This window comes from Embleya sp. NPDC050493 (assembly GCF_044458105.1).
Lineage (GTDB): Bacteria > Actinomycetota > Actinomycetes > Streptomycetales > Streptomycetaceae > Embleya.
Window position 1 is genome coordinate 180,812 of record NZ_JBITHP010000020.1, and the last position, 12,940, is coordinate 193,751.

Annotated in this window: 16 protein-coding genes; 8 read left to right on the top strand and 8 right to left on the bottom strand. The window is 71.1% G+C overall.

From position 1 onward, the window contains the following. Window positions 1-838: 838 nt before the first annotated feature. Window positions 839-1,198: a hypothetical protein gene (locus ACIBM5_RS31950; RefSeq protein ID WP_396010066.1), complete on the bottom strand. Its 360-nt coding sequence runs from the start codon at window positions 1,196-1,198 to the stop codon at window positions 839-841. Between the two features lie 244 nt (window positions 1,199-1,442). Here ACIBM5_RS31950 and ACIBM5_RS31955 point away from each other — a divergent pair, with 244 nt between their 5' ends. Both ACIBM5_RS31955 and ACIBM5_RS31960 read left to right on the top strand, forming a co-directional pair. Then, entirely contained in the window at window positions 1,443-2,135 is a 693-nt protein-coding gene (locus ACIBM5_RS31955) for an MFS transporter (protein WP_396010067.1), read from the top strand. Next, the gene (locus ACIBM5_RS31960) at window positions 2,072-2,866 is read left to right on the top strand and encodes a class I SAM-dependent methyltransferase (protein ID WP_396010069.1); all 795 of its coding nucleotides are present in this window, start codon (window positions 2,072-2,074) and stop codon (window positions 2,864-2,866) included. Before ACIBM5_RS31955 ends, ACIBM5_RS31960 begins: the two co-directional genes overlap by 64 nt. Here ACIBM5_RS31960 and ACIBM5_RS31965 read toward each other — a convergent pair. Next, window positions 2,754-3,146 (bottom strand): DUF1918 domain-containing protein, encoded by a 393-nt coding sequence (locus ACIBM5_RS31965; protein WP_396010094.1) that lies wholly within the window; start codon window positions 3,144-3,146, stop codon window positions 2,754-2,756. The genes ACIBM5_RS31960 and ACIBM5_RS31965 overlap by 113 nt on opposite strands. A 17-nt stretch (window positions 3,147-3,163) precedes the next feature. Then, a complete protein-coding gene (locus ACIBM5_RS31970; protein WP_396010071.1) occupies window positions 3,164-3,463 on the bottom strand; it encodes a DUF1876 domain-containing protein in 300 nt (99 codons plus the stop codon). A 474-nt stretch (window positions 3,464-3,937) separates the two neighbouring features. Between ACIBM5_RS31970 and ACIBM5_RS31975 the strand changes: the two genes are divergently transcribed. From ACIBM5_RS31975 to ACIBM5_RS31985, 3 genes are all read left to right on the top strand, one after another. After that, window positions 3,938-4,984 (top strand): Acg family FMN-binding oxidoreductase, encoded by a 1,047-nt coding sequence (locus ACIBM5_RS31975; protein WP_396010072.1) that lies wholly within the window; start codon window positions 3,938-3,940, stop codon window positions 4,982-4,984. A 119-nt stretch (window positions 4,985-5,103) separates the two neighbouring features. Then, window positions 5,104-5,355, top strand: a complete 252-nt coding sequence (locus tag ACIBM5_RS31980; RefSeq protein WP_396010073.1) for a universal stress protein — start codon at window positions 5,104-5,106, stop codon at window positions 5,353-5,355. A gap of 7 nt (window positions 5,356-5,362) precedes the next feature. Then, window positions 5,363-5,578: a universal stress protein gene (locus ACIBM5_RS31985; protein ID WP_396010074.1), complete on the top strand. Its 216-nt coding sequence runs from the start codon at window positions 5,363-5,365 to the stop codon at window positions 5,576-5,578. Window positions 5,579-5,759: 181 nt separating this feature from the next. Here the strand turns inward: ACIBM5_RS31985 and ACIBM5_RS31990 are convergent, their stop codons facing one another. The 3 genes from ACIBM5_RS31990 to ACIBM5_RS32000 all read right to left on the bottom strand — a co-directional run bounded on the left by ACIBM5_RS31990 (window position 5,760) and on the right by ACIBM5_RS32000 (window position 8,075). Continuing rightward, window positions 5,760-6,206 (bottom strand): HPP family protein, encoded by a 447-nt coding sequence (locus ACIBM5_RS31990; protein ID WP_396010076.1) that lies wholly within the window; start codon window positions 6,204-6,206, stop codon window positions 5,760-5,762. 370 nt (window positions 6,207-6,576) lie between these two features. Next, window positions 6,577-7,191, bottom strand: coding sequence for a hypothetical protein (locus ACIBM5_RS31995; RefSeq protein WP_396010078.1), 615 nt, complete (start codon window positions 7,189-7,191; stop codon window positions 6,577-6,579). Continuing rightward, on the bottom strand, window positions 7,188-8,075 hold the full coding sequence (locus ACIBM5_RS32000; RefSeq protein ID WP_396010079.1) for a universal stress protein: 888 nt from the start codon (window positions 8,073-8,075) through the stop codon (window positions 7,188-7,190). Before ACIBM5_RS32000 ends, ACIBM5_RS31995 begins: the two co-directional genes overlap by 4 nt. A 250-nt stretch (window positions 8,076-8,325) precedes the next feature. On the opposite strand from ACIBM5_RS32000, the gene ACIBM5_RS32005 reads away from it, so the two are divergent. Both ACIBM5_RS32005 and ACIBM5_RS32010 read left to right on the top strand, forming a co-directional pair. Next, window positions 8,326-8,859, top strand: a complete 534-nt coding sequence (locus tag ACIBM5_RS32005) for an HPP family protein (protein ID WP_396010080.1) — start codon at window positions 8,326-8,328, stop codon at window positions 8,857-8,859. A gap of 66 nt (window positions 8,860-8,925) precedes the next feature. Then, entirely contained in the window at window positions 8,926-9,441 is a 516-nt protein-coding gene (locus tag ACIBM5_RS32010; protein ID WP_396010081.1) for a universal stress protein, read from the top strand. A gap of 145 nt (window positions 9,442-9,586) precedes the next feature. Here the strand turns inward: ACIBM5_RS32010 and ACIBM5_RS32015 are convergent, their stop codons facing one another. Next, window positions 9,587-10,261, bottom strand: a complete 675-nt coding sequence (locus ACIBM5_RS32015; protein ID WP_396010083.1) for a pyridoxamine 5'-phosphate oxidase family protein — start codon at window positions 10,259-10,261, stop codon at window positions 9,587-9,589. A gap of 367 nt (window positions 10,262-10,628) precedes the next feature. After that, window positions 10,629-11,672, bottom strand: a complete 1,044-nt coding sequence (locus ACIBM5_RS32020) for an alcohol dehydrogenase catalytic domain-containing protein (protein ID WP_396010086.1) — start codon at window positions 11,670-11,672, stop codon at window positions 10,629-10,631. A 378-nt stretch (window positions 11,673-12,050) separates the two neighbouring features. On the opposite strand from ACIBM5_RS32020, the gene ACIBM5_RS32025 reads away from it, so the two are divergent. Continuing rightward, window positions 12,051-12,752 (top strand): CBS domain-containing protein, encoded by a 702-nt coding sequence (locus tag ACIBM5_RS32025; protein WP_396010087.1) that lies wholly within the window; start codon window positions 12,051-12,053, stop codon window positions 12,750-12,752. Window positions 12,753-12,940: the final 188 nt, after the last annotated feature.

Genomic DNA, 12,940 nt, shown 5'->3' on the forward strand with positions numbered 1-12,940 from the left:
GATGCGTACTGCCCGGTGGCCCGTGAAGGCGCCACCCCTTCTTTCTTCTTTCGGCAGCCAGCCCCGATCGCCCGTCCTACGTATTGCCTTGGCGTGGAACCCCACTGCCGAACCTCCCGGTGCGCGCGTCCGCAGCAGACGCCTTCACCGAGGTACCGCTCACCTACCGAACTGCGGGTACTGCGAATTACACCTACCAGTACTGCGACTGCGTGAACTGCGGTACTGCTCGCGGCCCCTGATCATCCCGGGGCCGGCCGGTGCGGCCGTCAGTCCCGTCGCCGTCCTGCGACAAACCTGACTTCGGGACTCCACAAGCGCACCGTCCTGCACCTGCGATCTCATGTACTGCGTACTGCGACTACGGGTACTGCGGCCGGCAGTTCGTCTCTGCCAGGCCCTTCGGTCTCTCTGGGCTACGAGAGAAACCATAACCACACCAGCGCCCAATGTCTACTCCAGTCACGATAGATTTTTGCGAGTCCGGCAGAGAGGTAATCGATCACGGGTGGCGATGGAAAACCGGCGGTGGGATCGTCAACGCCGGGGTGGGCGAACCACGGACCGCGCAGGCAACGGACAGCCGGTACCCGAACGTCGACGGTCCGGGAGCCCGGGATGCCCTGCGGAATGGCGTGCGCTCCAATGACGGCCCCCGCCACGATCGCGGCGACGTATCTCCGCACGCCGGCGTCGTGCTCAACTCGCAGTCCGCAGCGGCGCCGCGACCGCCGGCGCCGAGTCCCGCCCACGGCCGTGCGGCCCTGAATCGGCCCAACCTCGCGGTAACAGCCGCGCTCCCGCCCGGAATCGGCGCGCTCGCGGCGATGCCGATGGACTACGACTCGCGACAGTGCTTCAGCCTGCCGTCGTTCCACGAGATGTTCTTCTCGTACACCCAGCCGGTCTCCTCGGTCCCGGCGATGCGCCCGAAGATCCAGTTGTTTCCGTGGCGGTTCGTGGTGTAGCACCAGAAGTAGAACTTGGTGTTGTCGCGGTACGTTCCGTGGGAGCCGCACCTGGCCTCGGGAAGCTTGCGCAGCGGTGTGGGTCCCTTGAAGTATCCGTAGCCGTTCGAGTTGTTCTTGACCACCATGATGTAGTCGCAGGCGCCGGCGGTCTCGGCCGCGCCTGCGCCGGATGCGCCGAGACCGACCAGGGATCCCCCCAGGACCGCGGAGGCCGCGGCTATCGACACAATGCGCCTCCTGTTCACGTGTCCCCGTTCCGTGAGGACGTCCACGACGTGGCGTCCCAGCCGCCCGGTCGCTCCTGCCACTGCGAACCTACGGGTGCTCATGTTCCCTGCCCTTCCGGCGCGGTGTCCCGACGTACACGAGACGTCGGCGCCCCGATGCCTGTGACACGCGGCCGCGTGACATGGGTCACCGATCGGGCGGTATCACGGAACGCGGTGTCACGGAACGGTGGGGCCCGACGTCGTGACCCTCGGACCCGCCCTCGGCAAGGGCACACCGGAAATCGGCTGGGACAGCGCGCTCTTCCACTACGCACCCGACGTCACCGCAGTCTCGGACAGGATCGGCTCACGCTCGGCGCTTCGGCAGTGCGGTGGTGGACCGCCACCGTTTACCGAGAACCCTTGCTTCACCGCGAGCGTCGCCATCATGGGAATCGGCGGACTGGCCAATTTCGCCACCCTGTTCGCGTTGCCGCTGCACTGCCGGCAGGCCCACGGACACGGCGTCCTCGCATCCGGACTGCTGACGGCGCCCGTCGGTCTCGGCGGCGCGTTCGCCATGCCGCTCGCCCGACGCCTCTCCGATCGCATCGGCACCCGGGGCCTGGCCGCAGCCGGAGCCCTCACCACCGCGCTGAGTACCGCAGCGTTCACCCCCGTCGGCGCCCACACCGACGAACTGTGGCCGGTCCTCCTCGCGTTCACCGCCGGCCTGGGCATGGGCGCGTTCAGCGCTCCCACCATGGGCTCCCTCTACCGCACCCTCCCCGCCCCGATGATCGCGCAGGGCAGGTCCGTCCTGTACATGGACTGCAAGGAAAACCGGGAGCGGCCAGGAACCGAACCGATGCGACACACGTCTCCCGCACCATGGTTTCCGACGAGCACCGAGAGCACGCGAGTTCCCCCGAGCTCACCTCGCCGTCCGCGGTGACTGTGGACACGCCGAAGGTCAACGACTACGACAGCTTCGCCGAGGCGTACACGGCCGAAAATGAATCCAACCTCATCAATGCCTATTACGAGCGACCCGCGATGCTTGCACTCGCCAAAGACGTGGCCGGCCGGCGGATCCTCGACGCCGGCTGCGGCTCCGGACCTTTGTTCGCGGCGCTGCGTGAGCGTGGCGCCATCGTGAGCGGCTTCGACGCGAGTGCCGGGATGCTGGAGTTGGCCCGGCGGCGGCTCGGCGACAGTGCGGACCTGCAGGTGGCCGACCTCGGCGGCCCGCTTCCCTACTCTGATGACACGTTCGACGATGTAGTCGCGTCCCTGGTGCTGCACTACCTGAAGGACTGGGGGCCGGCGCTGGCCGAGCTGCGACGCGTACTCAAGCCCGGCGGTCGGCTGATTGCGTCCGTCGACCACCCTTTTGCCATCAACCTCATGCACCGCCAGGCCGGCCGCGAGGCCGAGTACAAGTACTTCGACACCACCAACTGGACCGAAGAGTGGACCATGGGCGGACAGTCCACGCTGATGAGTATCTGGCACAGGCCGCTGCACGCGATGATCGAGGCATTCACCGGAGCCGGTTTCCGGATAGCGGTCGTCAGCGAGCCAGAGCCCGATCCAGCCGCCCGCGAGCTGTTTCCCGAAGCCATCGCGGCCAAGCCGCGCTTCCTGTGCTTCCTGTTCTTCGTCCTGCACGCCGACCAGCCCTAGCCGCGGGAAACCCTCGCACCGGGTGTCGGCGGGCTCTGGCGCCGGCGGGCGCTTCCCTGGGGGGTGAGTGGTGATTCGGGAGGGCGCGGGAGCCTGCGCGGTGGTGGGCTCCCGCACCGGTGGGTGCGGGTGAGGGCTCTCGGCCATGTCTCCTGCTCGTTCCACTTCGCTTCTCGACGTGCGTTTTCGGACCGGGGAAGAACAGTGACTCGTGGTCGTCCTCGGTCGAGCGCACCGTGTAGGACCGAGTGCCGTCCGCGCCGATCCGTGCGGTGCACACCCGCGGCGAGACGGTGCTCAATCGTGCACGGCCGCCGGCCCGCCGGTGACCGCCTCGATGTCGCGGGCGGCCGAATCGAGCAGGTGGTGTGCCAGGTCGGACAGTGCCCGGGCTGCGGCCAATTCGTCGCCGATCTCCGGGACGTCCCGGTCCTTGGGGTTCTTGCGGGCATGTCCCCAGCCGCGCACCGATGTGTCCTCCCCCGTGCGCAACCGTGCTTCGGCGAACGTACGCACCGATTCGCCGCCCTCGAAGTCGTCCTGGCCACTCTTTTCGCTCAGGTGGATGTCGACGGTCCAATGCTTTGCGGCAACCATCGGGCTCACCTCCGGTTCGACGGCCTTCCTCTTCTCAGTCTGCGCGGATGATTCTCAGTCTGCGCGGATGACGCACGCTGGATAGGGCCGAAGGGCCCCTGGGATCGGGTCTGCCCGGTGACCGTCGACGTCTGCCGCCTTGGCGCCGCCCGACCACACTCCCGACCACGTTCCCTGCGACGGGCCCTTCGTCGAACCGACCGGGCCGAACGGCCCTGCCCGGCGCCGAACGCCGGGAGGAGAGTCGGCAAGAGGGCCGGCACATCGGGCCGGCTCGCGCGGAGAGGGGTGCGCGGTGATCGCCTTCGAGGAATCGGTGCCCGTGGCCGTGGGCATCGACAACACCGAAGCCGTCCGAAGCGCAGTTCTGCGGGCGGCCGACGAGGCCCGTCGTCGCCGTCGCGGACTTCGGCTGCGTCCGGTGCCCGCCTTGGACCGGCCTGCCGACGCCAGGGGCCGTAGGGAGAGATCGACATGACCAACGCATCGCTGAATCCGGCCGACCTGCGGTATCTGGCCGCCGCGGGGGGCGCGGCCCCCTCGCTCCACAACAGCCAACCATGGTCGTTCCGGCCCACGAGCGACGGCCGGGGAATCGCGGTGTACGCCGACACGACCCGCGCGGTGCCGCTCACCGACCCCGACGGCAGGGCCCTGTACATCTCCGTGGGCGCGGCCGTGTTCAACCTGCGCGTCGCCGCCGCACAACTGGGCCGGGACCCGCTGGTGACGCTGCTTCCCCACGGCCCGGATCCGGCACCGGCGGCCGTACTCGACCTGAGTCGACGCGCCCACACCCACGACGCGGACCTGTACCCGGCGATCGCCCTGCGCCGTTCCAGTCGCCTGCCGTTCGCCAACCGCGACGTACCGGAGCGCATCGTCGGTGAGCTGATGGCCGCCGCCGACGCGGAGGACGTGGTCCTGGCAGTGCTGGAGGAGGCCGACGCGCGCCGCGTCCTGAACCTGACGGCCGAGGCCGAACGGCGAACCGCCGCCGACCTCGCGCGACAGGCCGAGACCCGCGAGTGGCTGCGCCCGGAGGAGCCCGCGACCGACGGCATTCCCTACCAGGCCCTGGGTCCCCAGGACCACGACGCCCGGGTACCGGTGCGCGGCTTCACCGGACACCCGCCCACACCCCCCACCCCGACGCAGCGCTTCGAGGCGCTGCCCCAGGTGGCGACCCTCACCACCCGCTTCGATCGCCCGGAGGACTGGCTGCGCGCCGGCCAGGCCATGGAGCGGGTATGGCTGACGGCCACCCTGCACGGCCTGCGCATGTCCGTCCTGCACCAGGCCGTGGAATGGCCCGACACCCGCGCGAGCCTGCGCGATCCGCACACCGGCCCCGGCTACGTGCAAATGGTGCTTCGCATGGGCTACGGGCCTCCGGGAGCCGCCACCCCTCGCCGCGCCGTGGAGGAGACTCTCCAACCGACCGAGACCGGCGGCGACACGCCGGCCGCCGACGGATCCGGCGCGAGAACGGATGCGCCCGTCGTGTCGGGCCCGCGCTGAGGCTGCATCCGCTGCCGGTCGGGGGCCACCACCCCGACCGGCACCGGCAGCCACACCCGGCGCGGCTCACCACCGGCGCCATCGCGGTACCCGTCACGGCGCACGCCTCCTGCCCGGTCGTGGTCGTACGCGCACCCGAACATGCCACCGCCGATCCGCGCACGATCGTGGTCGGCGTGGACGGCTCACGGCGCTCCGAACCCGCCGTTGCCCACGCCTTCGACGAGGCCGCGCGCCGCGGAGCCACCATCGTCGCCGTACGGGTCCGACAGCCGGCCTCCGGCTTGGTGACCTCCCTGGCCATGCCGGAGGAGATCGAGGAGGGCCGGATCCGGCCGGCCGAGACGCTCGCCGGCTGGACCGAGAAGTAACCCCGACGTGCCCGTGCGCCGCGAAGTCGCCGTCGGCCACCCCGTACGGACGTTGGTGAGAGCCGCCGAGCACGCGCTGTGTCCGGTCGTCGGCAGCCGCGGGGTCGGCGGCTTCCGCGGCATGCTCCTGGGCTCGATCAGTCAGGGCCTGATCCACCACGCCCGCTGCCCGCCGGTCGTCGTACCCGCCGTCCCGGAGACGGATACCTCGGCGCCGAACTGACGGCCGATCCGAATCGCGCATGCGGCCGGAGGGGCAGCCGTCGGCTCCCGGACATCGGGCCTCGAACGACCCGGTGCCCCAAGGCCGTTCGGCCCTTCACCGGGCGCGTCGGAGGGCGCCGGCACCGGGCCACGTCCGCGCCCGGAGGCACCCTCGAAGACGCACCGGACCCGCCCGACGGTCATCCCGCCATGGGATCGTGATGAATCCGGGTCAGGAGACGCGCCAAGTCGTGGTTGGTGACGATTCCGAGCGGTTTCCTGGCCCGGTCGACAACGATCAGCGCGTCGGCCTCGGCGTCGAGCACGCATGCCACGGCGGTGAGTGCGTCCACCTCCGGGCGGACGACCGGCGCGCAGCTCCGGACGAGTTCGGCAACCGTGTGTGGGCGGCATCCCATCTGACCCGGTGCCTGCGGATCGGCGAGGTCACGGTCGCTCAGCACACCCACCGCCGCGCCGGTGTCCGGGTCGACGACCGCGAGATGGCGAAGCCCGCGTGCAAGCATCAGCTCTCGCGCCACGCGGGGCGTGTCCGTCAGGGCCACCCGCACGACCGGCGCGCTCATGACGTCGCAGATCCTGGGGACCATCGCCGGCAGCGCCGAACCCGGACCCCTGGCTGCCATGTGCGTCCTCGCGGAGTTCACATCGCCCTCCATCGATCCGTCCGCCTGCGATGACCGCTCGGCGGCCCGTGCCTCTGCGCCGCCCCGGCGGGGTGGGTGGATGCCCGGTCACCCTCCACTGTCCGGGCCGGCGGCGGCCCCCGGCAGGGTCCTTCGGCCCGGGTCGGTGGGCCGAACGGCTTCGGCGCTCTTCCGGCGTCCGGCGCACCATGGGGGTGAAGCTCGGTACGGCGTCCGGAGCAGGCGCGCGCCCTCTACCGGATCGCGTGCCCGAGTGCCCCGGGGGAATCCGATGATCGGGACGGCTCGGCCTTCATGCCGGGCTCACCGGTTCTCCGGGGGCACCGAGTGGGTGGTCGTCGCCGCCGGCTCAGTGCTCGATACGGCCGCTCCAGCTCGGCTCCACGGCTGCCCAGTCCCGTTCCCAGGCGAGCGCACGGCGGCGGGAAATCAGCAGTTGCTCCACGCCGAAGGCTCCGGTCGTCACCACGACCGCGCCGGCGAATGCCATCATCCCCGCGGTGAGTTCGTCGGCGAGGATCGCGCCGTGGGTCAGTGGCGGCATCGCGGGTCGACCGGCGGCATCGAGCCAGATGTGGGTGGTGCCCCCGGCCGACCCGCCGAGGGGGACCTGAGCCGTGCCGGTGCGCGCAACCCCGTCGTCCGCGAACCAGCGCACGCTCGCCGTCACCGTCTCGGCGCCGGGTCTGGCCTGCTGGGGCGGCGTGGTCAGCAGTACGGCGGAAACCCGATGTTCTCGTGCCAGTTGGCGATTGCGCGTCGCCTCGCCGGAGGCCGCGCGCGCGTCGACGACCGCCACGATCGCCAACGGCACCAGGAGGAGGGTCAGGATCGTGAGTGCGAGCGTCGCCCGGAGGCGCACGACGTCGCAGCGCCGATACATCGGCTCGCGACCGAGCAGTGCCCGCCACCATCGTCGTACCGGTTCGCGCCCTCCCCGCGATCGCGGCTTCGCGCCGTTCATGGCGTGGTGGTGATCGGTATCGGCACGACGGCCACCGGGCAGGACGCGTGGTGGAGCACGGCGTGGGTGGTGGGGCCCAGGCGCATCGGGAAGGGTCCGTGTGCCCGGTGGGCAGCGACCACCAGCAGGTCCGCATGTGCGGAGACGCCGATCAGCGCGGATGCGGGCGTGCCGGTCGTGACGATCGCCTCGATGGTGACGTCCGGTGCCCGGGCCCGGATCGGGTCCAGCATCTCGGTCAGGAGATGGTCGTGGGTTGCCACCATGTCCAACGGGTCGCCGAGCAACGGTGCGACCACGCCCGGAAAGTAGCCGGCCATCGTGAGTGTCCATACGTGGACGGGGACCACTCTGCCGCCGATGCGACGGGCCCGTTCCACGGCGAATTCGACCGCCGGCGTGTCGCTGCGATCCGCGACGCCCACGACGACGCTCGGGGTGTCCACGTCGTCGACGGCCTCGGGAACGACCACCACGGGGCAGGTCGTGTGTGCGCACACGCGTAGTGACACCGATCCGAGCAGCAGCCCGGTGAAGCCGCCGTGGCCTCGGGAACCGACCACGATCAGCTCGGCGCGGCGACTCGCCTCCAGGAGCACATCCGCCGCCGGACCCTCGACCGACGACGTCTCGACGCTCAGGTGCGGGTGGGCGGCGTGGCTGCGCTCCGCCGCCTGCTCCAGCAGGGCACGGGCGCCCTTGCGGACCTCGTCCGCGTGAGCGCGCCGGCCGAGGGCGCCGGTCGGTACGGCCATCACCAGGTGGAGCGGCGTCTTCGCCTCGGCGGCGGCGCGGGCACCCCAGGCGAGTGCGCGTTCACCGCCGGGCGAGCCGTCGTAACCGACCAGGACACCGAGGCCGGGAAGGTGGGTTCCGGTGCTCATGAGCTTGTCCAATCGTCGAGTGAAGACGGCTCGGGCGGCGGGGTCGGTACCGCGATGTCGGGTCGATCCCTCACCCTCAGCGTGCGCGCGCCCCGCCGGCGGGCACAGGGCCGGCCGGTACCGGTGACCCGGGACCTTCGGCCCGGCCCACCACCCCCACCGGCCCTGTGTTCGCGGCCGCGGACGTTCCATCGTGGAAACCGGGTGAACCGCGCGATTGCGGATCCCGCACACACAGGAGGCGAGCGCGATGAGGACGAGCAGCGGACCCGCCCCGGGCAGCGGCTCCACCATGCACGCGGACGCGTCGGTGGGTGAGCGGAGCGTGGCCGACGTGATGAGCACGGCGTTGCTCACCGTCGCGGGCGACGAATCCCTGTTGATGGCCTGGGAGCTGATCCAGCGCACCGGGTTCCATCACCTTCCGGTCGTGGACGAGGACGGCCGCTGTGTGGGGTTGCTGGAGCGCAGCGAACTCGCGGTGGCATGCGCGCTTCCGGCGATCTCGCTCGCCGAGCGCTACGTGGGAGACCTGCTGCCCGGTGGCTCGCAGCCGTACGTACCGGTCTCCGCCCGACTCGCCGAGGTGGCCGACGTGATGACCGATCACGCGGTCGACGCCCTTGCGGTCACGGACGACGACGACACCATGGTCGGCCTGGTGACCGCCCGGGATCTGGTCTCGGCACTCGCCGGCCGCAAGCCCGCCCACGGCCCCACGGACCACGGACCGGTGCTCTTCCGGCTGGAGCCGGTGCTTCCGCCGACACGTCACAACCCCTGAGCCACCCACCCGAACCTTCGCCGCTCGGCGCTCGATCGCTACCAGGACCACACGAAGGAGCTCGACATGGAATCGCTCGGTACCCGATCCGACCGGGAAACGATGCGCGTGTCACCTCGGCAAGGCATCGCCCCCGCCGACGAAATCACCGAGGACCGGCGGGAGGGCCGGATCGTGGTCGGCCTGGACGGCTCCTACGGGTCCGCGCTCGCCCTGCGTTGGGCCGCTCGCGAGGCCGCCGAACTCGGCGTGATCCTGGACGTGGTCGCGGCGTGGACGGAAGCCGACCCCGAGCGCCCGACCCTGGACCGACCCGACGCCCCGCTGTCGGTGGCACGCGAACGCCTGGAGCGCGCCCTGGCGAGCCTCGTACGGGCCCCGATCCCGCCCGACCGGATCGTGGCCACCCCCCTGCACGGCACGGCCGGCGAGGTCCTGGTCGCCCGCGCCCACAACGCCCGCCTGCTCGTACTGGGCGCCAGCGGCATCGAATGCCCCACCATCCCCGGCCCCACCGGCGTGTACTGCCTGCGCCACAGCACCACCCCGGTGCTCTTCGTCCCCGCGCCCCCGGACGCCTGATCCGACACGGCACCGACACCGACGCCGACGCCGCCCGAGCCCGATCACCAGGCTCGGGCGGCGTCGCGTTCGGCGGGTCTACGCTCCGAGGCGGCCTTGCGCCGGCGACCGTCGACCCGATGGCCCCGCCGCTCGTGGCAGCAACTCACCTCCGGCCCGAGCCCGGACGCAGCCGGCGGCCGGTCACCCGGCCGGGGCGGATGCGGAACCACAGTTCGCCACGGTCGGCGGGCCAAGCGCCGACCCCTGCCGCGGTGAGCCCGGCGATCTCGGCGGGGTCGGTGACGGGCTCGGCCACGCCGATCACCAACACGCTCCAGCCCAGCCGGGCGTAGCGGTCCACGTCGTCCACCTCGAAGGCCACCGGTCCCCGGAGGTCGGCGAGCGAGGAGCCCGATCGGGTGCTGAAGAGGATGTCCCGGCCGTGCGACGTGTAGTTGACGGGAAGTACCCACGGCACATGGTCCGTCCCGCCGGCGAGGCGGCCGACCTCATGGGTGGCGAGGCGGGCGTGGCACTCCTGCTCGCTCATCGGGATCAGGCTGCGGGCGTCGGAGGGACCGGGTTCCTCCCGACCGGGTGCCGGCGTGCCGGACATGAGCGCGGCGACACCGGTCTCCAGCGCCACCGCCAGGGCGCCCAGAGCGGCCCGGGACAACGGGGCGTCACCGGCCTCGAGTTCCACCAACCACTTCAGGGGCAGTCCCGCCCGAGCGCAGACTTCCGCGCGGGTCAGGCCCAGTTGCTCGCGTCGACGGCGGATGGTGCGCGGTATGTCGACCATGTCGGGAAGGCGGGTGCCGGCCGTCTCGTTGTCCATCGGATCCTCCGTCGTCGACGGCGCCGTTACGTCGCTTCGCACGGTCGTCGGTGGTGCTCGGTCCGGGGTTCGGTTGTGGATGCGCGGGCTCGCCGGGGTTGCCGTCGCGGGCCGCGCGAGCAGGACACGTAGTCGACGCCGCACTCGTGGGAGCCTTCGGTGGAGTCGTACACGTACGGGGGTGGTCATGGCCGGCCTTCCTGCGAGGTCATCGGTACGACGCAGTTGGTGGTGCAGGAGGCGGCGGAGACGACGTGGTCGGTGCTCGGGTCGTGCATCGGATGCGGCCGAAGCCGTTGATGCCCACTCGTACGGTCATCGCGGGATCCTCCTCGGATCTTGTGGAACGTGGCTGGGACAGGGCGATTCAGCGGCGGAAGAGGGCGACCTTGAGCGCACCGGTCTCCGCCGCACGGGAGAAGGTGTCGTAGGCGGCGAGCATCTCGTCGAGGCCGAACCGGTGGGTGGTCATTCCCTCCGTGCCGAGTCGGCCCTCGGCGAGCAGGTCCAGGAGCAGCGGTGTGCTGGTGGTGTCGACCAGGCCGGTGGTGATGGTGAGGTTGCGGATCCACAGGTCTTCGAGGTGCAGGGTGGCCGGTTTGCCGTGTACGCCGACGTTCGCGACGTGTCCGCCGGGGCGGACCAGGCGGGTGCACAGTTCGAAGGACTCGGGCACGCCGACGGCCTCGATGGCCACGTGTGCGGCCCGGCCGTCCATGGTGAGCGCACCCAGAGCCTCGGCAGTGGCCTCGGGGAGGTCGAAAACGACGTCGGCGCCGAAACCCTTGGCGGCGTCGCGGCGCGCGGGCGATGGGTCCACGGCGACGACGCGCGAGGGGCCGAAGAGGCGGGCGGTCGTGATGGCGGCCAGTCCGATGGGCCCGGCTCCCACGACGACCACCGTGTCGCCGGGACGCACGTGTCCGTTGCGGACGCCGACCTCGTAGGAGGTGGGCAGGATGTCGGCGAGCATCAGGGCCTCCTCGTCGCCGACGATCTCCGGGAGCTTGTACAGGGAGGTGTCCGCGAAGGGCACCCGGACGTATTCGGCCTGGGTGCCGTCGATGAGGTGGCCCAGCACCCAGCCCCCGCCGCCGGAGCACTGTCCGTATGCACCGGTGCGGCAGTTGCGGCAGCGCCCGCACGAGGAGATGCACGAGATGAGCACGCGGTCGCCGGGGGTGAAGTCGCGTACACCCGCGCCGACTTCGGTGACCGTGCCGACGGCCTCGTGGCCGAGGACCCGGCCCGGTTCCACGTCGGGCACGTCGCCCTCGAGGATGTGCAGGTCGGTGCCGCAGATGGTGACGGCGTCCACGCGGATCACCGCGTCCTGGGAGTCCCGGACGGTGGGGGTGGGCACGTCCTCCCAGCGATGGTGTCCGGCGCCGTGGTAGGTCAGGGCCTTCATGGCGTCCGCCTTTCCGAAGGTGAGCGGTAACGCTTTCCGTCTCCAGCGTCACGCTGCCCGCACGGTCGCCATAGGGCCGAGTGGCCCCGTCGAAGGGGCCGACCGCCACCGAGCGTTCCGGGGGCGACCGTCAAGGCGGGCCTGGGACCCTTCTCCCGGACCGCACGGCACACGTCGACCCCGCTGCCGTCCGGCAACCGCCCGTCCAAAACCGCGACTTCGGGGGCGCGGGTGGGCACCGGGCCGTTCGGCCCGGTGGGGCGGGCAACGCGGCCCTGTCCCGACTCCCGGATCGGCGACAGGCTCGTGGTGTCCGGACGAGCACGTCGTCGTCGACACCTTCGGCGCGACGCGCCGCATATCGACCAGGGGGTTCGCATGTTGCAACGCAGGATCGAGGACGTCATGACCCGTGACGTCGCCACCGTCGGCCCCGACTCCGAGTTCCGGGACATCGTCTCCGCGCTGGACGCCCGACGCATCAGCGCCCTGCCGGTCGTCGACGACGAACGGCGCATCCTGGGCATCGTCTCGGAGGCGGACCTGCTCCGCGCCCAGGTGGAGCAGGCCGAGGACGCCCACCGCGTGCCGGGCCTGCGCCGACTGGCGAACCGACACACCAAGGGCGACGGCCATACCGCGCGCGAACTGATGACCACCCCCGTGGTGAGCGTGGAGCCCACCTCCAGCACACTCCGCGGCGCTCGTCTGATGGACCGCCACCACGTCAAGCGCCTCCCGGTGGTCGACACCGACGGTCGCCTGGTCGGCATCGTCAGCCGCTGCGACCTGCTGCGCACCTTCCTGCGCCCCGACGAGGACATCCGCACCGAGATCGAGCACGGCGTCCTGCGCGACGCGCTGTGGCTTGAGCCCGGCACGATCGAAGTGGACGTGCGCGACGCCATGGTGCGGTTGTCCGGGGCGGTCGACAACCGCAGTCTCATCGACATCGTGGTACGGCTGTGCCGCGCCGTCGACGGCGTCGAGAACGTGACCCACGCCCTGACCTTCGACTTCGACGACAGCCACATCGGGCCCGGCCCGGCGCACTTCGGTCGCCGCTCGCCCGGCCGCTGAGGAGGACACCGTGTTCCACGTCTCCGGCCGCATCGGCCGCATCCCCTAGGAACACCTGGATCGGCTGCCGGCCTTCGGCCGGCCGGTCACGTTCTAGTAGGACTTCGTTAGGTCTTGCCAGATATGTCTGTCGAGAGCATGTTGTGGGTGTGGACATGCGGCAGGTTCGGGGCCTGCGGGCGGGGTTG